The sequence below is a fragment of the Paraburkholderia steynii genome, assembly GCF_900100565.1.
Taxonomy (GTDB): Bacteria; Pseudomonadota; Gammaproteobacteria; order Burkholderiales; family Burkholderiaceae; genus Paraburkholderia; species Paraburkholderia terrae.
In genome coordinates this window covers 157,495-184,445 of the sequence record NZ_FNDI01000013.1, presented here as the reverse complement: position 1 = coordinate 184,445, position 26,951 = coordinate 157,495, and the positions used below count along the sequence as shown (strand labels likewise).

The following is a 26,951-nucleotide window of genomic DNA, read 5'->3' as shown; positions in this document are numbered from 1 at the left end:
TCGCCGCGTTTCATGCGCCTGGCGGTCATCGTCCCCTTTTGGGGAGCACGATTCTCTGCTTATTGCTCGCCTGTCTCCACTCGTCAGGCGTGCCAATTGCTGGCATTTGTCTGATGTAAACCCGCGAGCCGTCGTGATCGACGCTCGCGTCGATCGAACGACCGTCAGTATGATGACCACCCGAAAGATTTTGATGATTATCGCCGGGCTCGTGCTCGGCGCTGCCTTGACCACGTACCTGATGCTGCTTCAGGCGGACCGCCGTGCAACGGCCGAAGCCAAGGCCGGCATGGATGAAACCGTGCGCCCTGCCGCCGTCGATTCGCGCGTCAGCGAAAGTCATATGACAGAAGGCAGTATCGGCCAGTCGACGCCGCCGCGCGCGATCACGAAGAGCGCCGCCGTCGCGCAGCAGTCGATTGTTCCGGCTCCCGTTCCCGCTCCAGTTCCGGCAGCACCCGCGCCGACGAAGCCCGCGCCCAGCGCTGCCGTCACGCAGAGCACCGAGCAGGTGAAACCGGCGCCGTCGACGGCCGTCGCATCGGTGAACGTGCAGGACGCGGGCGCACCGAAAGTGGTGCCAGCACCGGCACCCCGCGCCCAACGCGGACGCGAAAGTCTGGACCGACGCGCAGCAGCGAATCAGGGCGCGACGCCGGAAACGGATGAACTCGTCCGGCAATCGGCGAAACTCGATCCTTCGTTGCCGCCTCCCACGTCGATGCCGACTCAAACGCCTTCCACGCCGAGTACGGACTCGCGCAGCGCGTCTCGCGGTGCGTATCAAACGGGGGCTGCGCAAACAGACCAGTTAGTGCGCGATTCGGCGAAGCTCGATCCTTCACTGCCGCCGCCGAACATGTCGGCCGTTCGCGCTGCGACGGAACAGCAGCAACGGGCGATGAAACCCGGCGCCGGTTCGAACCCTATCGCCGCAGCGGCGACGGATCAACTGGTCCGCGATTCCGCCAAACTTGATCCCTCGCTGCCGCCGCCGAAATAACGCGGGTTATTCACGCAAAGCACAACGGCGCCGCTGCACTCGCAGCGGCGCCGTTGCTTTTGCTTTTGTCCGATCAATACCTGCTTAGACGGGGAAGTCCGTGGATGCCGACAGCGTCTTCCAGGCTTCCGTTTCCGTCGTCACGTATTCGTTCTTGTCCGCGATCGCCTTCAGCGTATCGGTGCCGAGCGGAAGACGCAGCGGCGGCGTTTGCGCATCGACGAGCGTGACGAGCGCGGTCGCCAGTTTCTGCGGGTCGCCGGGCTGGTTGTGATTCATGCCGACCGCGAAGCGGCGCACGTTGCCCGACGTCTCATCGTAGTCGTCGATGATGTCCTTGCCGACCAGCAGCGACGACCCATCCAGAAAGTCCGTGCGGAAATAGCCCGGCTCGACCACAGTTGCGTGAATGCCGAGCGGCTTCAACTCCGCATGCAGCGCTTCCGTGATGCCTTCGACAGCGAACTTCGTCGAGCAATACACGCCAAAACCCGCCCCCGAGCGATAACCACCGATCGACGACATGTTGATCACGTGCCCCGAGCGCTGCTTGCGCATCACGGGCAGCACGGCGCGCGTCACATTCAGCAGACCAAAGACGTTGGTGTCGTACATGCGGCGCACGTCGGCGTCGCTCGATTCCTCGACAGCCGCCAGCAGGCCGAAACCGGCATTGTTGATCAGCACGTCGATCCGGCCGAACTTCTCGACGGCGGCCTCGACGGCCGCTTGCGCCTGCGCTTCGCTGGTTACGTCGAGCGCGACGGGCAGCAAGGCCGGCGACTCGCCGAGCCGCTCGACGATCGCGGCGGCATTGCGGCCCGCAGCGACGACGGCGTTGCCGTCCGCCAGCGCCGCTTCGGCCATCAGCGCGCCCAGACCGCGCGAAGCGCCCGTGATGAACCAGACGCGCTTGAACTGTTGTTTCGTGACGTTGCTCATGATCGTGTTCCTACGTTCGTGGTGAGAGTGAAACGAAGAATAGGACGTCCGATTCGCACAAACTAGCCGTCAATTGCTAGACTGATAATCAACTTTTATTTGCTAATCGGGAACAGCCGATGAACGAGGTTCGCGCCATCTCGATCTTTGTCCGCGCCGCCGCCGTCGGCAGCCTGCGCAAGGCCGCTGTCGATCAGGGCATCTCGCCTCAGGCGGCCAGCCACGCCGTGATGCAGCTGGAAAAGTCGCTCGGCGTGCGGCTGTTTCATCGGACCACGCGCAAGCTGAGCCTGACGGAGGAAGGACAGCGGCTGCTGCAAAGCGTCGAGCCGGCGCTCGCCACGCTGTCGTCGGCAATCGACGATGCGCGCCGCGCGAAAGACGAAGTGGCGGGCCCGCTGCGTGTGAGCGCGCCGATGGCGCTGGGCCGCGCGGTGCTGTGGCCGTCCGTGCTCGAATTCGCCGCGCTCTATCCTGAGGTGCAACTGGACGTGCGCTTCGACGATCACTTCACCGATCTCGTCAGCGATCGCGCCGACGTCGGCTTTCGAGGCGGATCGCCGCCATCGGGCGGCACGATTGCGCGGCGGCTGCTGCCTATTCAGTTGATCGTGTGCGCGTCGCCGGCGTATATCGAACGTCACGGCAAACCGTCGACGGTCGATGAACTCGACGCGCATCGCTGCACGGGATACCGGCGCGCGAACACCGGCAAGCAGGCGCCGTGGGAATTTCTGATCGGCGATGAAATCATCTATCGCGACGTCGCCGCGACACTGTGCGCGAACGATATCGACGCAGAGACGGACGCGGTGCTGGCAGGTCTCGCAATTGGCCAGTTGGGCAGCTTCTCGGCCGTCTCGCATATTCGTGGCGAACGGCTCGTGCCGTTGCTGACGCAACACATGACGCAGCGCGAATCGATCTACATCTACTATCGCCATCGCACCGAACAGCCGTTGCGCGTGAGGACTTTCATCGACTTCATGATCGAGCGGCTCGCGGATAACAAGGCCTTCTTTCTCGAGCCTGCGGAATTGCGTGGGTGACGCGTGGACTGCGCGTGACAATCGAGCGCAAAAAAATTACGCGCCCGTCCGCATGATGCGGACGGGCGCGCGCCGTCAAACGGGAATGACGTTACTCCGTCTTGTTACGCGGCTTCAGCTTGCCCTGATAACGCAGCGTCGGACGAACCGTTTCTGCCTGCGGCGTCACCAGCACCTGACGGCGCGCCATCGCGCTGACAGGTGGCGTGATCGAGCCGATCGTCGTGGCGCGTGAAGGGTCGGCGAGGCCCGAATTCACGAGCATCTTCGCTTCCATCTGCAGGTTGGTCAGCAACACGGGATCAGTCAACGCACTGCTCTGCGCGAGCAACTGGCTCCACGCGTTGTCGCCGTAGTTCGTCACGTAGTAATCGAGCCCGCTCGGGTCGGCGACGACAGCCGAGCAACCGTTGACCCGCACCTGCATCTGCGTGTCCTTCAGCGCAACCGTCTTGCGCCGCGCGAGACCCTCACCATAAGCGAGCGTCAACGGCACCGTCCATTGAATGCCCGGATACAGATTCTGGTTCGGATACGGCGACTGCTTGAGCGTGACGACCGTCTGATTGCTCGTCAGATCGCATTGCGTATCGAGCGATACCAGCGGCACCCCCGTTTGCCGTACGAAGCTGTCGCCGATCGCGACCATCGGCTCACCGCTCACCTTCGCAAGCTCGTCCCACAGACGCTTCGGCGTCGAGTTGCCAAGCGAGTAGTCGGCCAGATACGACTGCAGGCCGCGGCGCATCACGCCATCGCCGAGATAGTTCTCGAGCATCTTCAGCACGATGCCGCCCTTGTCGTACGTGAACGGGCTGGCGCTCAACACGAAATCATTCGATGCCCAGTCGTTGAAGTTCGGCTGCACCGGGAACGACGTGTTGCGCAGGTCGCGCGACATCACCGCGTACTTGGTCTTCACCTCGTCGACCCAGCTGAAGCGATCGGGGAAGAACAGAATCTTCGTCTTGTTCTCGAAGTACGTCGCGAACGATTCGTTCATCCACACGTCGTCCCACCAGTCGAGCGTCACGAGATCGCCGAACCACTGGTGCGCGGCCTCGTGCGTCAGCACCACCACGCCATAGTCGGACATCGGCGTGCCGGGCGGCGGAAGAATGTCGTCGGCGAATTCGAGAATGGCGCCCCAGTTCTCCATCCCGCCGAAGTTCAGGTCCTTCTGCTCCTTGAACGCATCGTTCGCGGCGATCGTGTCGAACTTCGTCAGCGGCAGCGGGATGCCCGTATAGCGGTAGTAATAGTCGAGCGCCTGCTTGGTCTGCTGCATCGCGGGCACGGCCCAGTCGCGCATGCCGGGCGGCGTGAAGATCCGCAGATGCAGATTCTTGCCGTCCTTCAGCGGGCTCGTGAAGTCGTCTTCGAGCGTGTCGAACATACCGCCGCCGAAGAACAGCAGGTATTGCGGCATCGGCGGCGTCTTGTCGAACGTGACGCGCTTGTAGCCGCTGTCCACATTGACGGACGGTTTCTCCGCGGCATTCGACACGACGCGCCAGTTCTGCGGCACTTCCGCCGACACCTCATACGTCATCCGGAAAGCCGGCTCGTCCCAGCCCGGGAACCATTGGCGCGCGAGGTTGGTTTCGCCTTGCGTGAGAATCGCGCCGCTCGTCGTGCCGTCCGTCGACTTCAGATCGACGCGGAACACGCCTTCCGCTGCGGAGCAGCCCGGATACGGATCGTCGCCGCAACTGCCGCCTGTTTTCGTGGCGGGATCGTCGTAGGTCTTGAAGTTGATGATGCCCGACCACTCCATATGCAGCGAGTAATTGCCGGGATGAATCTGGCCGCTGACGGGACGCAGCTGGTAGAAGTCACCGTCGTCCTGTGGCGTCGCGATCAGCTGGATGTTGCCAGGCTGCAGCGTCGTCTTGCCGTTGACGAACTTGATGCGATGCCCGGCAATGACGATCTGATTGATGTTCTTCGTGACCTGGATCTCGACATCGGCGCGGCCGTCGAACGCGTTCAGAGCCGGATTAGGCCGGAACCACAACTTGTAGTTGATCGGCTTCACGGTGTCGGGCAACTCGACGGGCGGCACCGATTTGTTGATCGACGTATCGGCGACGATAGGTGACTCCGGCGCCGCGAGCGCAGGTTGCGACGCCGGCGCCGTCGCGCCCACCTGGGCGGACTTGCTCGAAGCCAGACCTCCATCGTCTCCACCACCACATGCACTCAACGCCAGTGTCGCAGCCAGCAACAGGCACTGCGCCTTTAACCGAAAATATGGTCGCATGGTTCGTCCTATCGGATAAAGCAGCTCTGGAAATGTGTGGTTATGCGTCTCTTTTTATTATTAAAAATCGCGGAAAAAGGTCTCCCCCACGCGCTTTAAGGCGAATGAAAGAATTGCAATAAACAGTCGAAAACAGGCCTCAGCCCAATTCGCTGATATTTACATTATTAGAACGTGAACTAGAGAAAAAATTACGGCATGACAACGCCGCGTGGCGGACGCCACGCGCACAGACTCGCAGGGCTGACCACGCGCGCGATAGTAATTTGATGCGCCCGCTTGAATGACTGTCAGCTTACGATGGACGGTAGATTAGTTGGGCAAACGTCAGCGTGTCAACTTCCATTACAAAATATTTCTCGAATATTTCTACTATGCATGATGAATAAAATCGATTCGGAACGAACTCTCATCTTTGAATTTATTTCGCATATGTGGACATACGGGTTTTCCATAAAAGACATGAATATATTCTCGCCTTATTTCGTGATCCACTAATTCGGCGAAATAGCCATTAAACAAATGCATTCCAACGAAGAGCATGCAAATCAATTGATCAGTAATGCCATTCGAACGGCAATGCCCGCTGACGTTTCGGAGCGCCGTTCGCGAATGGCTCGCATGCTATATTTATCCGACGATTACATCGGACCACGATGTGAACAGGTTTTCATCCATCCACCAATCTGCTGTCGTGGGGCGCGGCTTCACCCCGATGCTCGCGCTCGTCGTCGCGGTGCTGTGTGGAGCGTGTGTGCTCGCCACCGCTGCCTTATGGGCGCGTCACGAAGATCAGGCCGCCATTCGCGAACGCGAAAGCCTGATCGCCAGCGACATGGTCGAATCCATCGACCGCATTCTCGACAACGTCACGTCACGCCGGCAGCAAGAACTGTCGGCACTGCCAGGACAGCCCTGCTCCAACGTCGAGCTTCGCCTCTCCGAACTGGAGACCTACGTTCAATACGTGCGCAGCGTGAACCTCGTCGAAAACCAGCGGCTTTATTGCTCTTCGGTGATCGGACGTGTCGATGTTCCGCTTTCCGCCTATCTGACGCCCGCGCCTGCCGGCAGCACGCTCGAACTGATTGCAGGGACGCCGTATCAACCGCAATCACCCGTGATGCCGCTATATGTTCCGACGGGCAAGAACACCGGCCTGCTCTACGTCGTCGAGGCCACGTATCTGGCCGATACGCTCGCGCACGGCGTGCGCTACGAAGCGGGCCAGGTGGTGCTCGTCGTATCGAACGCGCAAGCATTGAACGACCGTGGCGAGATGATTTCCGCCGACAGCGCCGCCGCATTGCACGGCACACGCGCGTCGTCGGCACGCTGGTCGTTCTCGATCGTCGTGGCAGCCGCGCCGACATTCGTCACGCAAACACACTGGAAATACGGCTTGCTCGCAGGCGCCGGGGCTATTCTCGTGAATCTGCTGATCGGCGCCGGATATCTGATCGTCTTTGCGCCGCGCCGCCTGCTGCTGTCAGCCGTGCGCCGCGCGCTCAGGCATGGGCAACTGCATATCGCGTATCAACCCGTGGTCGAGATCGCCACGCGCCGCATGACGGGCGTCGAGGCGCTGATACGCTGGACACATCCGAAATGGGGACCCGTGAGCCCCGGTGCATTCATGACGGAAGTGGAAAGCAGCAGCCTGCTGGCGAGCGTCACCCGCTTTGCGCTGCAACGCGCGACACAGGACATCGCGCAAAAGACAGACATCCGCCCATTGCGCGTCGCCGTCAACATTGCGCCAATGGATCTGGAGCGCAAGGAATTCGTCGCAGACGTACTAGCCGCAAACGACAAGCTTCCCGACGACATCACGCTCGTGCTCGAAGTCACCGAACGCTTTCTGCTGCAGAAGCATCCACGCATCGAGGCGATCTTCAACAGCCTGAAAGCGCACGGCGTTCAATTCGCGATCGACGATTTCGGCACGCAGCACAGCAACCTCGATCTGCTCGGCCGCTTCCCGTTCGACTACGTGAAAATCGATGGCCAGTTCGTGCGGCAAGTCGACCGGCAAGGCCGCGAACTGATACGCGCGATCGCCGCCGTGTCGAAGCATTATGGGATGGAAGTCGTTGCCGAAGGCGTCGAAACGGAATCGCAGCACGAAGCGCTGCGCAGCCTGGGCATCCCGTTCGGTCAAGGCTATTTCTACCAGCGCCCCGTGCCCATTTCTCAACTCTTCGTCGATACCAGCCGCAACCCGCTCACGACGAAAACACGCGTCACGCCGTGAGCATGTCAGGCGTAACGCGTGCGCTTCGCGTTCAAAGGCCGAGGTCGCTCAAGCTGGGGTGATCGTCGGGACGACGGCCCAGGGGCCAATGGAACTTGCGCTCCGACTCCTTGATCGGCATGTCGTTGATGCACGCAAAGCGGCGTTGCATCAGACCGTCTTCGCCGAATTCCCAGTTCTCGTTGCCATACGAACGGAACCAGTTGCCCGCGTCATCGCGCCATTCATACGCATAGCGCACCGCGATGCGATTGCCGCCGAACGCCCACAACTCCTTGATCAGCCGATACTCGAACTCCTTGCGCCATTTGCGCTCCAGAAACGCTTGCGCCTCGGCGCGATTGTTTGCGAACTCCGCGCGATTGCGCCACTTCGTATCGAGCGAATAGGCAAGCGCGACTTTCGCCGCATCGCGCGAATTCCAGCCGTCTTCCGCGAGACGCACTTTCTCTTTGGCCGTTTCCAGCGTGAACGGAGGAAGCGGCGGACGAATTTCCTGTTGTTGCGTAGACATGTCGACTCTCCTTTTACGAGGTCAGTTGCCGTGCTTTGGTTCGTGCGGGACTGAGGAAATCAGAACGGCTTGGTCGGCAAATACTTGCCGTTGAGCGTGATGATTGCGCGCTCGCCGCCTTCGGGGTCCGGCACCTTCTGAATATCGAGCTTGAAGTTGATCGCGCTGATGATGCCGTCGCCGAACTGCTCGTGAACCAGCGCCTTCAACGTCGTGCCGTACACCTGCACCATTTCGTAGAAGCGGTAGATGGTCGGATCGGTCGGCACGCCTCCGGGAATGCTGCCACGCACGGGAATGGTCTGCAGCAGACGGACCGCGTCGTCGTCGAGACCGAGACGCTCGGCAACCAGCTTCGCCGCCTTCTCAGGCAGTGCGTGCTGGCCGAGCAACGCGGCCGTCGTGTACGCGACGCTCAGGCCCGTGCCTTCGTTGATCGCTTCGAACGTCAGGTTCTTGCGCGTCTTCGCGTCGATGATGATTTCGGTCAGGGCTTCGCGTGCGTGCGGGGTGGTTTGCGATTGGGTCATGGTGTTGCTCCTTGGATGAGTGAGGCTGGGAATAACGACGAGGCGAAAATCAAAACGCTGCGACACATTCCTCATGCGTCGCGTTGACATCCGGATGCTCGGCCAGCGAAACGAACTGACGTGTCGTGCTGTCGAGTGCATCGATGGAACCGGATTCGATGTCGTAGACCCAGCCATGCAGCTTCAGGCGGCCCTGCGCGAGCGCCAGCGCCACGGACGGATGAGTCTTGAGATTGTTGAGTTGCGCGATCACGTTCTCACGCACCATCGAGTCGATGCGTTCGCGCTCGCTTGCATGATCGCGTGATTCGTTGACGAGCTTCGCCGAATCGGCGTAGCGCAGCCAGTTCGCGACGGCGGGCATGTGATCGAGGCACTTGCACGTTGCAACGGCCGTCATCGCGCCGCAATCCGAATGGCCGCAAATCACGACGTCGGTGACGCCTAGCGCGGCCACCGCATATTCGACCGTGGCCGACACGCCGCCCGGCTCCGGCCCGAACGAAGGCACGATGTTGCCCGCATTGCGGATCACGAACAGGTCGCCCGGTTCGCGCTGCGTAACCAGTTCGGGCACCATCCGGCTGTCCGAACACGAAATAAACAGGGTTCGCGGCGTCTGGCTGGTGGCCAGCTTGCGGAACAACTCTTTGCGCGCCGGAAAGACGTCGCGCTGAAACTTCAGAAAACCGTCGATGATCTCTTGCATGATTCGCTCCATTCAGTCGCTAAGTGCATTGGGTTGCGTTGCGCTGCGTTGAACAAAGAATGGACGCGATCAGTCATAGTGTCCAAGACCGGTTTATGATTGTGGCTATAGGCATAACCAATAGTTACCCGACAGAGGCAGACATGCTGCTACGTCATATCCGCTACTTTCTGGCCGTCGCGGAGCACCACAATTTCACGCGCGCCGCTGAAGCGCTGCACGTTTCGCAGCCCACGCTGTCGCAACAGATCAGGCAACTGGAAGACACGCTGCGCACACAGTTGCTCGACCGCTCGGGCCGAACCGTGCAGCTGACGGATGCGGGCATGGCATGGATGCGCTATGCAAAGCTCGCGCTACAGGATCTCGATGCGGGCGTGAGAGCCATTCACGATGTCGGCGAACTGAGCCGCGGCAATCTCCGTCTTGCTGTCACGCCGACGTTCACGGCATATCTGGTGGGGCCCGTCATCGATCGCTTCTATGCGTCGCATCCCGGCATCGCGATCGAGATTCAGGAAATGACGCAGGATCAGATCGAAGCACAACTAGCCGATGACAAGCTCGATGCCGGCATCGCGTTCGAGCCGGTGTACGCAGCGGAAATCGAAAGCCAGCCGCTGTTTCAGGAGACGTTGAGCCTCGTGGTCGGCGGCGGCCATGCGCGCGCGTCGCGCCGCAAGGCGCTTTCCGCGCAGGACTTCGCGAAAGAGCCGCTAGTGCTGCTGAACAAGGCATTCGCGACGCGCCGCTATATCGACGAGTATTGCGCGCGGCATCGCGTTCGCCCGCAGGTTGCCATCGAGGTGAATTCGATTAGCGCGATCGTCGAGATCGTGCGACACGGCCAGCTTGCGACCGTGCTGCCCGACGGCATCGCGCGCGAGCATGCCGAACTGCGGCCCGTGCCGCTCGATCCGCCGCTGCCCGCGCGCACGGCCGCGCTGCTGCAGCGTAAGGACGCGTATCGCACGGCGGCGAGCAAGGCGTTCGTGCAGGTGTTGATGGAGAGTCTGAAGCGCTGAGAGCGCCTGATAAAACGCTACGTGTCGATCTCGTCGCCCTGCGCATCGCGCGCAGCGATCTTCAACTGGCGAAGCTTGTGATACAGCGTCTTCTTCGGCATGCCGAGTGCCTCGCTCGCTTCCGCCACGTTGCCGTGATGACGCCGCAGCATGTCCTCGATCAGCCTGCGCTCGAAGTACGCAAGCTGATCGGCGAGCGTGCCACCCTTGACTGTCGTGCTACCGCCCTCGGCCAGCAGGCTATCGCCCGTGAGACCGAGCACGAAGCGGTCAGCGACGTTCTGCAATTCGCGCACGTTGCCGGGCCACGCGTGCGTCATCAGTTCCGAAACCTGCGACGCCGAAACAACGGGCGCCGGTTGTCCAAAGCGGCGCGCGGCCGCCAGCACGAAATGCTCGAACAGCAACGGCACGTCTTCGCGACGCTCGCGCAACGGCGGCAGTTCGATCTGCGCGACGTTGAGCCGGTACAGCAGGTCCGAGCGAAAGCGCCCATCGGCGGAAAGCGCCGTCAGATCGGCCTTGGACGCGGCGATCACCCGACAATCGACGGAGATCGACTCGTTCGCCCCGAGCCGCTCCAGCGTGCGTTCCTGCAGCACGCGCAGCATCTTGATCTGCAGCGCGACGGGCATGGTTTCGATTTCGTCGAGAAAGAGCGTGCCTCCGTGCGCCCATTCGATCTTGCCGACACGCTTCTTGATCGCACCCGTGAACGCGCCCACTTCGTGTCCGAACAACTCGCTTTCGAAAATCTGTTCCGGCAGGCCGCCGCAATTGAGCGCGACGAAGTGCTTGTCACGCCGTCCGCCAAAGTCGTGCAGGCTGCGCGCGATCAGTTCCTTGCCCGTGCCCGTCTCGCCCGTGATCAGCACCGACACCGACGTGTCGGCGAGCCGCAAAATCTTCTTGCGCACTTCGGCGATCGCCGGCGACTTGCCGAGCACCAGCGCCTCGATGCCTTGCCAGTTGTCGAGCGCAGCCCGCAAGCCCTGCACTTCGAGCGTCAGGCGCCGCTTCTCGACCGCGCGCGCGACACGTCCCGCGATATGGTCGGACGAAAAAGGCTTCTCTATGAAGTCGTACGCGCCCACCTGCATCGCGCCCACGGCCGTCGAGATGTCGGCATGCCCGCTGATCAGCACGACGGGGATCTGCGAATCGATCGCCATCACCTTGTCGAGCAGTTGCAATCCGTCGATGCCCGGCATCCGCACATCCGACACGATCACAAGCGGCGCACCCGGCGCGACTTCAGCCAGCGCCTGCGCCGCCGATTCGAACGCGCTGACGGGAAAGCCCGCCAACGCCACGGCCTGCTCGACGCCGAAGCGAACGTTCTCATCGTCCTCGACGACGAGCACGCGAATATCATCTCCCATGAACCACCCTCTGCGACGTTGCCGCCGCGAACTCGATAGTGAATTGTGCGCCGCCGTCCGCGCCGCTGTCTGCAAGATTCGCGGCGGAAATCTTCGCACCGAAGCCTTCGACAATGCGCGACGAGATGGCGAGCCCCAGGCCTAAGCCTTGCCCGCGCGGCTTGGTCGTCACGAACGGCTCGAACAGATGCGCGAGCACGTCGGGCGCGATGCCGGGGCCGCTGTCGGCGATCGTGAACAGCACGCGCTCGCGCGCGTCGGGATCGGCGGCGGCAATCGTGATCACGCGCTTCGATTCGTTGCGCACGGCGTCGAGCGCGTTGCCCAGCAGATTGACGATCACCTGCTGCAACTGGCTCGATTCCGCCCAGACCATCGTGCCCGTCGGGATCTTCACGTCGAGCCGCACGCCTTCGTCGCGGATGCGCGCTTCATAGATGAGCCGCGCGTGGGCGACGGCTTCGCTCAGCGATACCGCAACCCGCTCGACATCCGGCTTGCGCGCGAAGGTCTTCAACTCGCCCGTCAACACGGCCATGCTGTCGACGAGTTTCGCCACGCGCTCCAGATTCGCCACCGCCTGCGCGGGCTGATTGCGCTCGAAGAACGTGCGCGCGTTGTCGCACAGCGTGCGGATCGCGACGAGCGGCTGGTTCAGCTCATGCGTGAGGCCCGCGGCCATCTGCCCGAGCACGGCGAGCTTGCCCGCATGCACGACTTCCTGCTGCGAGTCGCGCAGACGCTGCTCGGTCCGCTTGCGCTCGACGATCTCCTGCTTCATCCGCTCATTGGTTTCGACGAGCGCCGCCGTGCGTTGCGCGACAGTCATCTCCAGCCTGTCGTTCGCGAGACGCAACGCGTCCTGCGCCTTTAGCTTTTCGGCAATCGTGCGGCGCCGCTGGGTCGCGTACAACGCATACAGCCCGGCGATCAGAAACGCGCCCGTCACGAACGCGAGCGCAATCTGCTGCTGACGCCGCGCGGCGGCAACGTCGAGCAGCACCATGATCGAGTCGCCCGCTTGCGGCGCGCTCCGCGACATCACGAGAAACTGCGTGGTGTGACCCGCGCGCCGCCAGTCGGGAAAGCGCCCGAGCCACGCCGTGCCGTCCCAGTCGGCGACCCGGCGATACAGCAACGCGTCGACGTTGCGGCCCGCGTATTGCCGCGAAGCCTGAATATCGCGCTGCTGCTGCGCGGTGATCGGGCGGAACGCGGTGAACTTCCACGCGGGCACCGTCGAGATGACGATCACACCATTGCTGTCGATCACCATCGCCGCTTCGCCAGGCGTGCGCCATGCCGCCTCGAGCGCATCGACGCTCAGCTTCACGGCCGCCGCGCCGATCGGCTTGCCTGCGTCGCGCACGGCGCTCGAAAAGTACAGGCCCGGCATGCCCGTGTTCGTGCCGATGCCGAAGAAGCGCCCCGCGCCGTGCGCGAGCGCGTCCTTGAAGTACGGCCGATAGGAAACATTGGTGCCGACGAAGCTGAACGACTGGTTCCAGTTGCTCGCGGCGATCACCTCGCCTTGCAGGTCGATCACGTCGACGGCGAGACTGCCTGCGTCGTCGCTGACGGCTTCGAGATACGTGTTGACTTCGTGCAGCAGTTCCGGCGAAGCGCGCGAGCCCGCGCCCAGCAGCGCGCGCACGCTATCTTGCCGCGCGACGATGGCGGGCATCATCTCGAAGCGGCCCAGCTCGCTTTTCAGGCTGGCGGCGTACAGGTCCAGCCGATGCGCGCCGACTTGCGCGAGCGCATCGATGGCGCGGTCCCACGCAAATTCAACGGCCGCGGCCGCCGCGCCGAGATACAGCGCGCCAGCAGCGGCCCAAGCCCACAACGGTATGCCTCTTATTCTCACGCGCACATTCAACCTCATCGATGCCCGACGCCGGATGCCCGCTTGCGCGGGACTCGCGCACCGCACCTTATACGAAAACGGGCGGCGCAAACCGATCGCGCCGCCCGCCGCCGCGCCGCATCGGGCGCGGACGCGTCAGCCGAAATGCGCGAGCAGGATCAGCGTCAGCGTCACCACGATCGCGCCGCCGATACGCGTGGCGATCTGCGCGAACGGCATCAGCGTCATGCGGTTCGCCGCCGTCAGGATCGCGACGTCGCCCGTGCCGCCCTGGCCGCTGTGGCAGGCGTTCACGATCGCGGTGTCGATAGGGTACATCTTCAGGAAGCGCCCAACCACAAAGCCCGTGCCCATCAGCGTCGCGACCGTCACGACGATGGTCACGATATTGGCGAACGTGAACGCGGCAATCAGCTTGTCCCACGGCGTCATCGCAACGCCGATCGCGAACAGCAGCGGATACGTGACGGCCGTCGAGAAGAACTTGTAGACGACGAACGCGCCTTCCTGCAACTGCGGCGACACCGCGCGCGCGAGCTTCACGAGCACCGCGAGGAACAGCATCGCGACGGGCGCAGGCAGACCGAACAGATTGCGGCACATCAGGCCGAGCAGGTAGAGCGTGATCGCGGTGATGCCGGCGGCGGCAATGTGCGTGACGTCGATATGACCGGTGATTTCTTCCTTCACGGGGTCCATTTCATCCTTCTCGCCGACCTGCAGACGCCCGTTGCCCGTCAGATGCGGAAGGCGCTTGCCGAGCATGTCGAGTGCGCCGGCCAGCACGATCGCCGTCAGGCTGCCGAGCATCACAGGCGGCAGCACCTGCGCGAACAGCTCGCCCTGCGGCAGATGCATGATTTCCGAGTAGCCGATGGACAGCGGAATCGCGCCCTCGCCGACGCCGCCCGCCATGATGGGCACGACGATATACAGCAGCGTATGGCGCACGCCGAGTCCGAACATCGCGCCGACCGCCGTGCCGACGATGGCGGCCGCAATCGAACCGACCGCCAGCGGCACGAAGATCTTGATGAACCCCTGAATCAGCACGCGCCGATCCATGCTCAAAATGCTGCCGACGATGATCGACGCGATGAACAGGTACAGGAAGTTCGTCTGCTTGGTGAACTCCGTCGTCAGGTTGAGGACGGGCTTCGGCAGCAGGTGGTAGTACGTGAGCGCCGACGGCACGAAGGTCGCGCAGATCGCGGCAGCACCGATGTTGCGCAGGATGGGCAGACGCTTGCCCAGCTCGGCGCAGGTGAAGCCGAAGAACGCCAGCACGGCGATCGCCATCGAAATTTCGCCGGGCACCTTGCCGGTTACGGCGAAGCCCGTGATCAGCGCCAGCAGGATGAAGTAGACGGGCAACGGAATGATGCCGATCCGGTATTCCATCAGCTTCCACCAGCCTTCCGGCCAGAAGCGTGTTTTGGCGACGGGTTGCTGCGCGGGCGCCGGCTGCGAAGGGCCGTGGGCGTGAGAAGTGGTTTGCAAAGCATGTCTCCTTGATCTGGATGCGCGGGTGGCATCGCTTGTCTATGGCCGTGGCCAGTGGACGCCTATATCGCAAGGGCTATGCCAGTTTTTCGTCAAGGAGAGAATCTGTAATCCATTGATTTTTATAAGATTTTTTGGCTCGCAAAATGGCCGCAGACGGTGCCGTTCTGAGACCTCAGAATCGGTACGGATGCGCAGGCTGAGAGTTCAGCCATTCGCCAGAATCGCGGCCTCGCTCGATCGGGGAAAACCATGCAGGACACATGGCAGTTCCAGATCCCTTTTGCCTGGGAGATTCGGAGAGCTTGCTCCGCCGGCGTCGCCGCTGCGGACGACCTGTCCCGTACCGCGTGGCAGAACAGTGCGACCTTACTGAAGCAAAAGGCGCTGGCAAGCCCCGCTTGCAGGCGCTTCGGCTTTGACGAACCGCTACTGCACACTCTGCAAATCAGCAATCGTCGCGGCCAGGAAGCGCGCCGCCTCGCCGCCAGTGACGACGCGGTGATCGAACGTCAGGCTGAGCGGCAAGATCCTGTGAACAGCAGGTACGCCGTCTGCCGCCACGACCTCTTCATGGATGCGCCCCGCGCCGAGTATCGCAACCGTCGGCGGCACGACAATGGGGGCCGCGTATTTCCCCGCGATCATCCCGAAGTTCGACAGCGTGATCGTGTTGCCGCGCATTTCCTCCGGTGGAATCTTCCGCGCGCGGATGTCGGCGCGCATCCGGTCGAGACCGCCGCGCAGATCCGCTGCATCGCGATGCGCGACGTTGCGCAACACCGGGACGAAGAGCCCGTCAGGCAGATCGACGGCGATGCCGAGATCGATCTTCTCCAGCACGTGGCGCCGCCCCGTATGCCCGTCGAACCACGCGTTCAGCCCCGGCTCCGCGCGGCAGCCCGCGACCAGCGCGCGTATCAACCGGATCGTGACGTCGGTGTGCGGCGGCCATGCGTGGATGTCGGCATCGTCGATCACGGTGGCCGCGGCGACTTCGCTCTGCGCGCGTGCCATGTTCTGTGCCATCGCACGCCGCACGCCGCGCAGCACTTCAGGCGGCCCGAGTTCGCCGAGTATCTTCGCGACGCGCTGCACGTCCGCCGCCGTGATGACGCCTTCCGGTCCCGATGGCGTCACCATCGACAGATCGACGTCCAGCTTGCGCGCAAGCGCCCGCGCCGCGGGAATCGCCTTGATCACGCCACCCGCGCCCATGCCCGTGCCGAGCGCCGCGGGCGTTTCATGCACGACGTGCTGGCCGACTTCCATATGGCCGACCACGGTGCCCGCGTCGGCATCGCCGCCCTCGCCTTCGAACGCGACGAGCGGCGCGCCCAGATGCACGATGTCGCCCGTCTGGCCGAACAGCTTCGCGATGCGGCCCGATTGCGGCGACGGAATATCGACGATCGCCTTCGCCGTTTCGACCGACAGCAGCGGTTGATCCGCGCTCACCTCGTCGCCGCTCTTGACGTGCCACTCGACGATCTCCGCTTCCTGCAAGCCCTCGCCAAGGTCGGGCAGTTTGAAGATTTTCATGGCTTCACGACGCCTCCAGAGCTTGCCTGACCGCGGCGACGATGCGCGCGGCGCTGGGCATGTATTGATTCTCGAGCCGGTACAGCGGCACGACGACGTCGTAGCCCGTCACGCGCTGCACGGGCGCCAGCAGCGAGTAAAGCCCGCGCTCGGCGATGTTGGCGGCGATCTCCGCGCCGACGCCGCCCGTGCGCGAGCCCTCGTGGACGATCACACAGCGGCCCGTCTTCGCCACCGACGCCAGTATCGTGTTCATGTCGATCGGCTTGAGCGTCGCCACGTCAATCACTTCGGCCATCACGCCGTCCTGCGCCAGCAGATCGGCGGCCGCCTGCGCATCCTGCACCGCGCCGCCCCAGCTCACCAGCGTGACATCGGAGCCGTCGCGCAACGTGAAGCAGGTGTCGAGCGGCAACGCTTCGCCGTTGTCATCCACCGTCTGCCGGAACAGACGATACAGGCGCGTCGGCTCGAAGAAGATCACTGGGTCGGGGTCGCGAATCGCGGCAAGCAGCAGACCGTAAGCGCGCGCGGGCGACGATGGCGTGACGACGCGCAAGCCGGGAATATGCGCGAACAGCGCCTCGGGACTTTCGGAATGATGCTCAGGTGCGTGTATGCCTGCGCCGCACGGCGCGCGGATCACGAGCGGGCATGAGAGACGTCCGCGCGTCCGGTGCCTCAGACGCGACGCGTGGTTGAGCACATGATCGATCGTCGGATACAGGAACCCGCTGAACTGGATCTCGGCGACGGGTTTCAGGCCCATTGCCGCCATGCCGATTGCCGTGCCCGCAATCGCCGTTTCGGCAAGCGGCGTATCGATTACGCGTTGCGCGCCGAAGCGCGCCTGCAATCCGGCCGTCGCGCGAAACACGCCGCCGTTCACGCCGATGTCTTCGCCGAGCAGCACGACGGCGGAATCGTGCTCGAGTTCGTAGGCCATCGCCTGATTGAGCGCGTCCACCATGTTGAGATCAGCCATGGCCGTTCTCCTGACGGCTCGCCGCAGCGGGCGCGAAGCGCTGCGCGTTCTTCCGTTGCTCGCGCAGCGCGTGCGGCAGCGTCTCGTACAGATGATCGAACATCGCGGCAGTCTCGGGCGGCGCAACGGCGAGATAGGCTTCGACCGCCTGTTCGACCTGCTCATGACATGTCTTGCCGAGTTGCTCGTCCTGCGCCTTGTCCCAGACGTTCATGCGCATCAGATACGTGCGCAGACGCAGCAGCGGTTCGTGTTCCCACTGCTTGCGGATCAGTTCGGAATCGCGATAGCGCGTTGCGTCGTCGGCTGTCGTGTGGTCGCCCAGGCGATAGCTGAGCGCCTCGACAAGCGTCGGGCCGTCGCCGCGCCGCGCTTTCGCCAGCGCCGCATGCATCACCTGATGCACGGCAATCACGTCATTGCCGTCGACCTGCAGTCCGTCGATGCCCGCAGCGATCGCTTTCTGCGCAAGCGTCTGCGCCGCGCTCTGCGAGCTGCGCGGCACCGAGATCGCCCACTGGTTGTTATTGATGACGAGCACAAGCGGCGCCTGCCAGATACCCGCCATGTTCATCGCCTCGTAGAAGTCGCCCTTGGACGTGCTGCCGTCGCCGAAGATCGCAACGGCGACGCGCGGCTCGCCGCGCAGTCTGAACGCGTAGGCCGCGCCAGCGGCATGACACACCTGTGTGCCGATCGGCACGCAATTCGGAAAATCGTGGCGCGGTACGGCGAAGTCGCTGCCGCGCTCGTCGCCGCCCCAATACAGCAAGCTTTCCGTCATCGTGACGCCGCGCAGCAATTGCGCCGCGTGATCGCGATACGAAGGAAACAGGGTGTCTTCGGCCCGCATCGCACTGGCGACGCCCACGCCGATCGCCTCCTGTCCCACCGACGAAGCAAACGTACCGAGCTTGCCTGTACGTTGCAGTGCAACCGCTTTGCTGTCGAACGCGCGGGTGAGGACCATCGCGCGATAGAGGGGAATCAGCGCCGCCGGGTCCCGCGCGAAGGCGGGCAACGACTGGACGGGGACGCCGTCGGGGCCGAGGTATTGCGTGTACCCGATGTGGAAACTGGCAGCCGTGGTCATGACCGCCTCCTTGTTCTTTCAGATGTCGAATACGTGCAGGCGTTCGCGCGCAACGCGCAACTGCTCACGCTCAAGCCTGATCAGCAAACTCTATGCTTGGACATGGGAAACACGCAGATGGTGCTGGCTTTCGGCGTTGACGTTTACACGGGGTAATCACGCAACGTGCGGCCGCGTTGTCGCGATGCAATAAAAGCGTCGACGAGCGCGGCACAATACGTTTATATGCCGCGTTCACGGCGTCAACAGTCGTCGCCCCGGCGTGTCATCCGTCGAAGCCGCACGTGATGATCGCTGCAACGGGATCTCTCCCCCGCCTGGAACAGCGAGGCTAAATCCACTATCGTTTCAGTTGAGGTGTAATGCACACGCGCGTGATCGCCGTGCGAGATGTCTCGCCCGATTCCGCCGGCGACGATCGCAACACAGAAGGTGTCCTCTGGAGGAGAGCACGGGCTGTGCGGCGCTGCTGGCTTGTTAGCGTCGACGGACTGCACGCTCGGTGCGTGTACGGTCGGTCGATCACGAATGGAGGTGTCTCATGGACACTAAAGGGCTGCTCGTCAGGTTGGAAGTCAAAACCGGCAAGGACGACGCCATGGCGGAAGACGTCCTGCGCTCGGCCCTCGCGATGGGCCGCGCGGAAGCCGCAACAACCACGTGGTTCGCGATCAGATTCGGGCGATCGGAGTACGGCATCTTCGACGTGTTCCCAGACGATGTCGCCCGCGAGGCGCATCTGTCGGGGCCGGTTACACAAGCACTGCTGGATGCCGACGGCAGCGTTTTTGCCGCGGCGCCGCTGATTCAGGAGTTCGACGTCCTGGCCGGCAAGTTGCCTGCAACAACATCGGCCGAGTCCGTCACGAAGGCGCTGCTCCTCACGTTCAAGCCAAAGGCTGGCCATGAGACACAGGTCGCGCAGTTCCTTCGCGACGCGCAAGCGCTCGTGGAGCAGGAACCCAAGACCATTGCCTGGTTTGCCATCCGCCTCGACGATGGCCACTTCGGCATCTTTGACGTCTTCCCCGACAACGGAGCGCGGTTTGCGCACTTGACGGGTCATGTTCCCCGGGAACTCGCCAAGCACTCGCTGTCATTGCTGGGCAGCGTGCCGGATATCGGAATGCTCGACGTGGTCGACACAAAATGGGCCGACCGGTCTATGGAATTGCGCTGAACGTTCAAGCGACGGCGAATGAGCTTCAGTGCGTTATTTCGCATTTGACCATTGCGAACGCTGGTCGAAAACCGGCACTAAACGATGGCGTTGTGGGATTGAGCCGTCGACCTGCCGACTTTCGATACCCGCGTCGCACCTGAGCAAAATCGCGAGTGACGAGCCGGCAAGGGAGGGACGATGCCGCCGCAAGTGATATCACGCGCGCGCGTCAGACGCACCGCGATCACCGTTGCAACGGGCATCGTCTGCCTGGTTGTTATCGGGCGCGTCACGCGTGTCCTGGTCGACTGGCTGTGGTTCTCTTCGGTTGGACATGTCGGCGTTTTCTGGACAATTCTTGACGCCAGGGTCCTCCTGTTCGTCGCCGTGTTCGCCGCCTCGGCAGTCGCCATCGGGGTATCCGGGTTTCTTGCGCATCGTTATGCAAGACGCTTCGGTCTCGTCCATGCAGGGCCGGTTTCTTCGACGGCCACGCTTGAAGTCATCGACGAACTGGCCAATGAGGTCGCACCTCGTATTCCATGGCGCTACGCCATCGCCGGCGTCGCCGTCCTGCTCGCGCTGTTGATCGCAGCCGGCGAAGTCTCGAACTGGGACATCGTGCTTCGCTTCCTTTATCAAGTGCCGTTTGGGGAACGCGATCCTGTCTTTGGCAAGGACATCGGCTTCTATCTTTTCTCACTGCCCGTCTACGTGGCGCTCAAGAATTGGCTGCTGCAAGTGCTTTTGGGCAGCGCAGTCGTTGCGGGAGCCGTCTATGGGCTGCGCGGCGACCTGACGACCGGGAAGCCGCCGCACGTTCTCTCACGAGCCGCCGCCACGCATGGTTCTGCACTGCTCGGGCTGTTCTTCCTGGTTAAGGCCGGGTCCTACTGGCTCGACCGTTTTCTGCTGCTCTACGGCGACAACGGTGTCGTGGTCGGTGCCAGCTATACCGACGTCCACGTCGAGTTGCCGGTATTGTGGCTGCTCATCGGTCTTGCTATCGGCGCATCCGTCGTTTCGTGGGCCAACATGCGCTGGCGGAGCTATCGTATTCCCGCTGCCGCAGTGCTACTGGTGTTCGGCAGTTCGGTTGTGTTCGCCGTCATCTACCCGGCGATGTTCCAGCGGTTCTATGTCAAGCCGAGCGAGCTGAGGCTGGAGACGCCTTACATCGAACACAATATCGCGCTGACCCGAAAGGCCTATGGCCTCGCGCAAATTGCGGTCAGGCCATTCGCTGCCCAGCAGGGACTGAATCTGGCCTCGCTGCAGTCCAATCGCGCGACCATCGAAAACATTCGCCTATGGGATCTACAGCCGTTGATGGATACCTATGCGCAGTTGCAGGAAATCAGAACCTACTACCGATTTCTCTCCGTGGACATCGACCGCTACTGGCTCGACGCCGGTTACAGGCAGGTGATGCTCTCCGCGCGCGAACTCGACACGGCGATGCTTCCGGCCAATGCGCAGACCTGGGTGAACCTGCACCTCCTGTTCACGCACGGCAATGGTGTCGTCATGTCGCCCGTCACCGAGAAATCCGCGGAGGGTTTGCCGTCGCTCTACCTGCAGGACATTCCACCTGTCTCCAACGGCGGCCCGGCCATTCGCGAGCCGCGCCTCTATTTTGGTCAAGGCGTTCAAGGCTACGTCATCGTAATGGGCAGCGTACCGGAATTCGACTACCCTCAAGGAAAGGAAAACGTCTACGCGGCTTATAGCGGGCACGACGGAATCGGCATCGGCAGTACCGCACGACGCATCCTCTTCGCGTGGCAACTCGGCGACCCCAACATTCTGCTAACCAGCTATATCACGGACGCAAGCCGGATCTTGCTTCACCGTAATATCGAGGAACGGGTCCGAACGGTCGCGCCGTTCCTCGATTTCGATCACGATCCGTATCTTGTCGTGAGCGGCGGCCGCCTGTTCTGGATACTGGACGCCTATACCACGAGCCGCTGGTTCCCGTACTCCCAGCCTGCCACTGGTGACGGCACGAACTACATCCGGAATGCGGTAAAGGTAGTAGTGGATGCGTATAACGGCACGGTCGAGTTCTTTGTCAGTGATCCTGTCGATCCAATCTTACGGACTTACCAGCGCATCTTCCCAGGCCTGTTCAGGCCTCTCGATGCCATGCCACAAGACCTGCGTCAGCATATCCGCTATCCCGAAGATCTCTTTCTGATCCAGGCGCAACTCTATCGCACCTACCATATGGAGGCGCCGGAAGTCTTCTACAACCGTGAGGACCTCTGGCAGTTCCCACGGGAACTGGCCGGCATCGATGCCGGGAACACGCCCGGCGCGCAAATGACGCCGTACTACATGATCATGCGATTGCCCGGCGAGCAGCGCGCCGAGTTCGTGCTCCTGCTGCCGATGGTGCCCAGTCAGCGTGAAAACATGATCGCGTGGCTCGCGGCACGTTGCGATCCGTCCGAGTACGGCAAGCTCATCGTCTACACGTTCCCGAAGGACAAGCTGGTCTACGGACCATTCCAGATCGAGGCGCGCATCCAGCAAAATACCGAGATCTCACAACAGATTTCACTATGGAACCAGATGGGCTCGCGTGTCATCCGCGGCCATCTCGTGGTGGTGCCGATCGAGAATTCGATTCTCTACGTTTCGCCGCTCTACCTGCGCGCAGCGTCCGGGCAGTTGCCGGAGTTGAAGCGGGTTATCGCCGCGTATGGTGAGCGTGTCGTGATGCAGGAGACCCTGGCGCAAGCCCTTGCAGCCCTCTTCGAGGAAAGCTCCCCGGCCTCATCGAAGTCGTCAGGCACAGCGGACGCGCGTGCCCGCGAGGCGCTCGCGCACTATAACCGCGCGCTCGAACGGCTGAAAGCAGGAGACTGGAGCGGCTTCGGCCTGGAACTCGATGCGCTTCGGCCACTTCTAGAATCGCTGGGCGACGGACGTTCGCAGAATAAAGAGTGACCAGAGAGAATTGCCGGGCGTACGCAAGCGACGAGGATGAATCGCGAAGCGGCGCAATCGCAGCGCCCTGTCCTGCTTCAGCTACCTCACTTGCTGATTACATAAGGATTCCGTACTTTAAGGCGAAAGCCCGGAGTCTTGCATGCTGTCATGCACAGTGGCGGGCGCCACGGACTCGTTCAAATGAGGTATCAGCAAGACGCGTGTAAACTCGCGAATACGGTTCGGATATGGACTGGAAAACTGCCGATTGCAACTCCCCACGCTACTGCGGTACTTTTCCGACAAGGTCGTTGGTGGGTATTTTGGCTGTCCAGCCCCGCTCAGGAGGGGAGGATGCAACTGCGAATGACGATGAGTTGCCCGATTTGCGCGGGCGTCCTCTCAGGGCTGCTCGCACTGCTTTGCGCCGACTCGACAGTCGTTGCGAAACGGGATCGCGCGCAGTGGTCGCCTCCCTTGCAACAGTCACCAAGGTACGCCCACGTTACGCCACCCGATGTTCCGGTTCTGGTCCAGCGTGTGGATTTTGTTCTCGACCAGGCGGCCCAGGCTGAAGCAGATGCGAAAAAGAAGCGCAAAGCTGATCAACACCATGCCTTAGCATCCGCGACGAAGCCGAATGCAAAGGCGGCTTCCGTACCTGCCGCGTCCGAACCAAAGCCATCAGGAGCCGTCGCGTCAGCACCGTCTGCTGTCCCACTTGCGCCTGCGTCTTCCGCTGTTGGGGCCGCGCCAGCACCCGCAGGGCAGCAGCAGGGAAAACCGGGTGAATCCGCGAACGCAAGCGCCGCAGCAATGGCCAACCCCATCGCCCAGGGCAACGCACCGCACCCGGGCAGCGGCCGCCCTCTGCCACTGACCAGAGACCAGCTGATTGCGTTGATGCCGGGCGCCACCATGCTGAGAACGAATACGGCAGGCGCCCTGCGAGAATGGGTCAACGTCCCCAACGGGACACTGACTGTCTACTGGGGGGGCGGTGGTTTTGCCCAGTCGCACAGCGCAAGCGGCAAGTGGAGCGTAACCAATGATGGCCGCTTTTGCCTCCAGATCGATTGGGAAGACAAGCCCGAAAACTGGTGCCGCTTTCTGGAGTCGACGTCCAAAAAAGGCACGTATCAACCGATCCCCGACATCGCAGACGATAAATGGACTCCGCCGACGGATCAGACCGATTGGCGCCCGCTAACCATTCGTCATTAGTCCATTCGAACCGCACGCTTTCATACGCGGGCATTCAGGAACCGGCCGCTGACGGGACTTGCGTCATTCCTCCCAGCGGCGGCTCGCGGTGCGGGTTGATCAGCATTCGCCTTTTTTCGCGTGGCCCGGCGGACAGTGACCGTGCCCGTGATGGTGGTGATGCTCCTCCCATTCGTCGCGGTCCCAATAGCGGTGTCCATCCCAGTAACGCTCCCCGTGCCATCCGGGCGACACGACGACCACCGGTGCCGGTGCAACGACGACGGGCGGCGGTACGCCAATATTGATGCCAACCCCAACGTCGGCGGCATTCGCAAGTCCTGACGCCCCGATTCCAATACCCGCTAGCGCAGCGGCAATGAAGAGATGTTTCATCTTATCCCCCGAAAAAGTAGCAACAAGTTGCTGATCGGCCCGCTCACACGTAGCCGTCATAGTTCGATCTCACGCAGTGTGCAGCGTTGTCATGTCCGCTTCAACGCGAACTTGTAACGGTTTTCTCTACTGCTAGCGAGGGCATTATCCAGGCACATCAGAATGGCCAGAACAGGAAGTGGCGGTGATGCCGCGCGCGGACCGTGCGAGGCGGGCGCGTTTCCGGCCCGAGCTGAGCCCGGGAATCGATGACTCGCGCGCGCAGCGCCATGTCGTAAAATGCGCCCACCATCGGCAACGCGCTGTGGGCCCCCTCACCCCAATAGTCGTTGCCGAGCGTCACACGCGCATCGTCGAAACCAACCCACGCGCCAGCGACCAGTTGCGGATGCATCAGGATGAACCAGCTATCGGTGTTGCCCTGCGTCGTGCCCGTCTTGCCGGCCACGTCGGCGCGAATCCCGAAGCGGGTTCGGATGTCCGAGCCGGTGCCCCGGCTGACGACGTCGCGCATCACGTCGACGAGCGTTTGCGCTGCGCTCGCCGGTAGCGCCGCTTCTGGCGATGCACTCGGGAATTCTGCCAGCACCTTGCCGTTGTGATCCTCGATACGCGTGACCATGCGCGGTTCGATATAGGCGCCGCGATTTGCGATCGTGCAATACGCCGAGACCATTTCTTTCAGCGTGACCGGGCTCGTGCCCAGCGCGAGCGACGGCACCGCTTCGAGCGGACTTTCGCGCACACCCATCGCGCGCGCGAGCCGCACGACCTTCTCGGGGCCTTCCCTTTGCATAAGCTGAGCGGTGACGCGGTTGCGCGAATACGCGAGTGCGTCGCGCAGCGTCATGGGTCCGCCAGTGGGCGGTTCCGCGTCGGTCGGCCGCCAGATCGCATGTCCGCTTAGCGGAATGGCGACGTTCCGGTCGACGATCGTATCGCCCGGCCGCGCGCCGTCCGCAAAGGCCGCGCCGTAGACGAACGGCTTGAACGTCGAGCCCGGCTGGCGCCGCGCCTGCTGCACGTGATCGAACGGCTCGTCAGCGAAATCGCGACTGCCGACCCATGCCTTGATGTCTCCGTTGCGTGGATCGATGGCGACAAAGCCCGCCTGGATCTGCGCCTTGCTCCGGCACAGCGCACGGACGAACGTGGGGTCCGTGGCGAGCTTCCTGAGCGCGGCCTGATCCGATTGACCCGCGTCGCGCGCGGCGCGGTAGTCGGGTGTCTGCCGGATGAACGTCTGGAACAGATCGTTGCCCGGCCAACAGCCCGTGCGCTCGTTCCATGTGTCGTTCGCGATCGATTGCAACTGGTTCGTCTGCCAGTTCATCGCCTGCGTCGCCATTGCCTGCAGACGGGAATCGATGGTCGTGCGCACGACGAGCCCGTCGGCATAGATGTTGTAGCCGTTGCGATCGGCCCATCCGATCAGCCACTTGCGCAATTGCACCGCAAAATGCGGTGCGGGTCCCGGCGATGCGGTCTGGAGTTCGAAATCGACGTTCAGCGGTTGACGCTTCAACCATTCATACTCGCCGGGCTTGAGCTTCCCGTACTTGTTCATCTGCCCTAGCACCGTGTTGCGCCGCTGCAATGCACGCTCGGGATTGAGCACGGGGTTGTAGGTGCTGTTGGCCTTCAGCATGCCGACCAGCGTCGCACTTTCAAGGATGTCGAGCTGGGCTGCCGATTTGCTGAAATAGGTGCGCGCGGCCATTTCCACGCCGTATGCGTTATACAGGAACGGCACCGTGTTCAGGTACGTCTCGAGGATCTGGTCCTTGCTGTAGACGGCTTCGATCTTGAACGCCGTGATGGCTTCCTTAACCTTGCGCGTGAGGGTGGGCGCGCGGCCGATTTCGTCGGGATACAGATTGCGCGCGAGTTGCTGCGTGATCGTCGAGCCGCCTTGCCGGTCACCGGAGAACGTATGCAGCGCGGCCGACGCGGTGCGCTTCAAGTCGATGCCGTGATGCTCGTAGAAGCGACGGTCTTCGGTCGCGATCAAGGCATCCACCATGTACGGCGAAATCTGCTTGAGCGACACCCATTCGCGATTGACCGGCTTGAAGTCCGCGAGCAGTTTGCCGTCGGCGGACACGATCAACGCTGGGCGGTCGATACGGACTTTGCGGATGTCACCGATGCCTGGTGTGAATGGCACGAGCGCGAGCACGTACAGCAGGAACAGCGCTGGGACCGCGCCGAGTGCCAGCGCGAGACCCCGTCGCGTCGGGTGACGCAGGCCTCGCAGCGCGGCAATGAAGACGAGCCTGGCTTTCGTTCTGCTGGTAGCGGCCAGCGGTTCTATGCGGGCGAGCCACCTTGTGCAATGTTCACGAAACAAGGACAAATATCGGCGATTCACGGTGACGGCACGCAGGCGGAAAAGGCGGGATCGTACCAAAACGCATGGACGCTTCTGCCGTCAAAACAGGGCTGCCGCCCGCGCCATTAACAGACGATTACATTTGTTTCGAGTGGACGACGTTCGCCTGCGGGTCCCCGGCTTTTCCCTGGCCGTTTGCCTAGGATCGGGGCGCCGACGGCAATGGCCCCTTCGTGATATCCCCGCACTTGAATATTGCG

20 protein-coding genes are annotated in these 26,951 nt (G+C 62.4%); 7 read left to right on the top strand and 13 right to left on the bottom strand.

All coding sequences use genetic code 11. The features are described from left to right. Positions 1-169 precede the first annotated feature (169 nt). Positions 170-1,003 carry a hypothetical protein gene (locus BLT65_RS23555; RefSeq protein ID WP_244186569.1) on the top strand — a complete coding sequence of 278 codons (834 nt, stop codon included), beginning with the start codon at positions 170-172 and terminating at the stop codon, positions 1,001-1,003. An 84-nt stretch (positions 1,004-1,087) separates the two neighbouring features. Here BLT65_RS23555 and BLT65_RS23550 read toward each other — a convergent pair whose 3' ends face one another. Continuing rightward, positions 1,088-1,945, bottom strand: a complete 858-nt coding sequence (locus BLT65_RS23550; protein WP_042305555.1) for an oxidoreductase — start codon at positions 1,943-1,945, stop codon at positions 1,088-1,090. Positions 1,946-2,064: 119 nt separating this feature from the next. Here BLT65_RS23550 and BLT65_RS23545 point away from each other — a divergent pair, with 119 nt between their 5' ends. Then, the gene (locus tag BLT65_RS23545; protein WP_091781550.1) at positions 2,065-2,994 is read left to right on the top strand and encodes a LysR family transcriptional regulator; all 930 of its coding nucleotides are present in this window, start codon (positions 2,065-2,067) and stop codon (positions 2,992-2,994) included. A gap of 91 nt (positions 2,995-3,085) precedes the next feature. Here the strand turns inward: BLT65_RS23545 and BLT65_RS23540 are convergent, their stop codons facing one another. Beyond that, complete coding sequence (locus BLT65_RS23540; protein WP_091781547.1) at positions 3,086-5,257, bottom strand: M1 family metallopeptidase; 2,172 nt, start codon at positions 5,255-5,257, stop codon at positions 3,086-3,088. Positions 5,258-5,915: 658 nt separating this feature from the next. Here BLT65_RS23540 and BLT65_RS23535 point away from each other — a divergent pair. After that, entirely contained in the window at positions 5,916-7,511 is a 1,596-nt protein-coding gene (locus BLT65_RS23535; RefSeq protein WP_244186568.1) for an EAL domain-containing protein, read from the top strand. Positions 7,512-7,542: 31 nt separating this feature from the next. On the opposite strand, the gene BLT65_RS23530 is transcribed toward BLT65_RS23535, so the two are convergent. The 3 genes from BLT65_RS23530 to BLT65_RS23520 are packed head-to-tail and all read right to left on the bottom strand — an operon-like array spanning position 7,543 to position 9,264. Beyond that, positions 7,543-8,025: a nuclear transport factor 2 family protein gene (locus BLT65_RS23530; protein WP_042305552.1), complete on the bottom strand. Its 483-nt coding sequence runs from the start codon at positions 8,023-8,025 to the stop codon at positions 7,543-7,545. A gap of 59 nt (positions 8,026-8,084) precedes the next feature. After that, positions 8,085-8,555: a cyanase gene (gene cynS, locus BLT65_RS23525; RefSeq protein WP_091781544.1), complete on the bottom strand. Its 471-nt coding sequence runs from the start codon at positions 8,553-8,555 to the stop codon at positions 8,085-8,087. Between the two features lie 49 nt (positions 8,556-8,604). Beyond that, positions 8,605-9,264: a carbonic anhydrase gene (locus BLT65_RS23520; protein ID WP_091781541.1), complete on the bottom strand. Its 660-nt coding sequence runs from the start codon at positions 9,262-9,264 to the stop codon at positions 8,605-8,607. Between the two features lie 143 nt (positions 9,265-9,407). Here BLT65_RS23520 and cynR point away from each other — a divergent pair, with 143 nt between their 5' ends. Further along, complete coding sequence (gene cynR, locus BLT65_RS23515; RefSeq protein WP_091781538.1) at positions 9,408-10,289, top strand: transcriptional regulator CynR; 882 nt, start codon at positions 9,408-9,410, stop codon at positions 10,287-10,289. A 17-nt stretch (positions 10,290-10,306) separates the two neighbouring features. On the opposite strand, the gene BLT65_RS23510 is transcribed toward cynR, so the two are convergent. From BLT65_RS23510 to pdhA, 6 genes are all read right to left on the bottom strand, one after another. After that, positions 10,307-11,671, bottom strand: a complete 1,365-nt coding sequence (locus BLT65_RS23510) for a sigma-54-dependent transcriptional regulator (protein WP_091781534.1) — start codon at positions 11,669-11,671, stop codon at positions 10,307-10,309. Beyond that, a complete protein-coding gene (locus BLT65_RS23505; protein ID WP_091781531.1) occupies positions 11,661-13,556 on the bottom strand; it encodes a sensor histidine kinase in 1,896 nt (631 codons plus the stop codon). Before BLT65_RS23505 ends, BLT65_RS23510 begins: the two co-directional genes overlap by 11 nt. Positions 13,557-13,673: 117 nt before the next feature. Beyond that, positions 13,674-15,038 (bottom strand): 2-hydroxycarboxylate transporter family protein, encoded by a 1,365-nt coding sequence (locus BLT65_RS23500; RefSeq protein WP_091781528.1) that lies wholly within the window; start codon positions 15,036-15,038, stop codon positions 13,674-13,676. Between the two features lie 432 nt (positions 15,039-15,470). Then, positions 15,471-16,583: a dihydrolipoamide acetyltransferase family protein gene (locus tag BLT65_RS23495; protein WP_091781525.1), complete on the bottom strand. Its 1,113-nt coding sequence runs from the start codon at positions 16,581-16,583 to the stop codon at positions 15,471-15,473. 4 nt (positions 16,584-16,587) lie between these two features. Further along, positions 16,588-17,568, bottom strand: coding sequence for an alpha-ketoacid dehydrogenase subunit beta (locus tag BLT65_RS23490; protein ID WP_091781522.1), 981 nt, complete (start codon positions 17,566-17,568; stop codon positions 16,588-16,590). Beyond that, positions 17,561-18,661, bottom strand: a complete 1,101-nt coding sequence (gene pdhA, locus BLT65_RS23485) for a pyruvate dehydrogenase (acetyl-transferring) E1 component subunit alpha (protein ID WP_091781519.1) — start codon at positions 18,659-18,661, stop codon at positions 17,561-17,563. The genes BLT65_RS23490 and pdhA overlap by 8 nt, the downstream gene beginning before the upstream one ends. Positions 18,662-19,202: 541 nt before the next feature. Between pdhA and BLT65_RS23480 the strand changes: the two genes are divergently transcribed. The 3 genes from BLT65_RS23480 to BLT65_RS47280 all read left to right on the top strand — a co-directional run bounded on the left by BLT65_RS23480 (position 19,203) and on the right by BLT65_RS47280 (position 23,984). Beyond that, complete coding sequence (locus tag BLT65_RS23480; RefSeq protein WP_091781516.1) at positions 19,203-19,841, top strand: putative quinol monooxygenase; 639 nt, start codon at positions 19,203-19,205, stop codon at positions 19,839-19,841. A 180-nt stretch (positions 19,842-20,021) separates the two neighbouring features. After that, on the top strand, positions 20,022-22,778 hold the full coding sequence (locus BLT65_RS23475; protein WP_091781513.1) for a UPF0182 family membrane protein: 2,757 nt from the start codon (positions 20,022-20,024) through the stop codon (positions 22,776-22,778). A gap of 336 nt (positions 22,779-23,114) precedes the next feature. Then, a complete protein-coding gene (locus BLT65_RS47280; protein ID WP_167306527.1) occupies positions 23,115-23,984 on the top strand; it encodes a DUF995 domain-containing protein in 870 nt (289 codons plus the stop codon). A gap of 99 nt (positions 23,985-24,083) precedes the next feature. Here BLT65_RS47280 and BLT65_RS23465 read toward each other — a convergent pair whose 3' ends face one another. Beyond that, the gene (locus BLT65_RS23465; protein WP_174485037.1) at positions 24,084-24,359 is read right to left on the bottom strand and encodes a hypothetical protein; all 276 of its coding nucleotides are present in this window, start codon (positions 24,357-24,359) and stop codon (positions 24,084-24,086) included. 157 nt (positions 24,360-24,516) lie between these two features. Beyond that, positions 24,517-26,709: a penicillin-binding protein 1A gene (locus BLT65_RS23460; RefSeq protein ID WP_244186567.1), complete on the bottom strand. Its 2,193-nt coding sequence runs from the start codon at positions 26,707-26,709 to the stop codon at positions 24,517-24,519. Positions 26,710-26,951 lie beyond the last annotated feature (242 nt).

What these genes read in the sequence shown, in the direction of transcription:
- BLT65_RS23530 (WP_042305552.1), bottom strand. Translation starts at nt 8,025, where the DNA reads ATGTCTACGCAACAACAGGAAATTCGTCCGCCGCTTCCTCCGTTCACG.
- cynR (WP_091781538.1), top strand. Translation starts at nt 9,408, where the DNA reads ATGCTGCTACGTCATATCCGCTACTTTCTGGCCGTCGCGGAGCACCAC.
- BLT65_RS23520 (WP_091781541.1), bottom strand. Translation starts at nt 9,264, where the DNA reads ATGCAAGAGATCATCGACGGTTTTCTGAAGTTTCAGCGCGACGTCTTT.
- BLT65_RS23545 (WP_091781550.1), top strand. Translation starts at nt 2,065, where the DNA reads ATGAACGAGGTTCGCGCCATCTCGATCTTTGTCCGCGCCGCCGCCGTC.
- BLT65_RS23510 (WP_091781534.1), bottom strand. Translation starts at nt 11,671, where the DNA reads ATGGGAGATGATATTCGCGTGCTCGTCGTCGAGGACGATGAGAACGTT.
- BLT65_RS23505 (WP_091781531.1), bottom strand. Translation starts at nt 13,556, where the DNA reads ATGAGGTTGAATGTGCGCGTGAGAATAAGAGGCATACCGTTGTGGGCT.
- BLT65_RS23550 (WP_042305555.1), bottom strand. Translation starts at nt 1,945, where the DNA reads ATGAGCAACGTCACGAAACAACAGTTCAAGCGCGTCTGGTTCATCACG.
- BLT65_RS23480 (WP_091781516.1), top strand. Translation starts at nt 19,203, where the DNA reads ATGGACACTAAAGGGCTGCTCGTCAGGTTGGAAGTCAAAACCGGCAAG.
- BLT65_RS23490 (WP_091781522.1), bottom strand. Translation starts at nt 17,568, where the DNA reads ATGGCTGATCTCAACATGGTGGACGCGCTCAATCAGGCGATGGCCTAC.
- BLT65_RS23465 (WP_174485037.1), bottom strand. Translation starts at nt 24,359, where the DNA reads ATGAAACATCTCTTCATTGCCGCTGCGCTAGCGGGTATTGGAATCGGG.
- cynS (WP_091781544.1), bottom strand. Translation starts at nt 8,555, where the DNA reads ATGACCCAATCGCAAACCACCCCGCACGCACGCGAAGCCCTGACCGAA.
- pdhA (WP_091781519.1), bottom strand. Translation starts at nt 18,661, where the DNA reads ATGACCACGGCTGCCAGTTTCCACATCGGGTACACGCAATACCTCGGC.
- BLT65_RS23495 (WP_091781525.1), bottom strand. Translation starts at nt 16,583, where the DNA reads ATGAAAATCTTCAAACTGCCCGACCTTGGCGAGGGCTTGCAGGAAGCG.
- BLT65_RS23555 (WP_244186569.1), top strand. Translation starts at nt 170, where the DNA reads ATGATGACCACCCGAAAGATTTTGATGATTATCGCCGGGCTCGTGCTC.
- BLT65_RS47280 (WP_167306527.1), top strand. Translation starts at nt 23,115, where the DNA reads ATGCAACTGCGAATGACGATGAGTTGCCCGATTTGCGCGGGCGTCCTC.
- BLT65_RS23540 (WP_091781547.1), bottom strand. Translation starts at nt 5,257, where the DNA reads ATGCGACCATATTTTCGGTTAAAGGCGCAGTGCCTGTTGCTGGCTGCG.
- BLT65_RS23475 (WP_091781513.1), top strand. Translation starts at nt 20,022, where the DNA reads ATGCCGCCGCAAGTGATATCACGCGCGCGCGTCAGACGCACCGCGATC.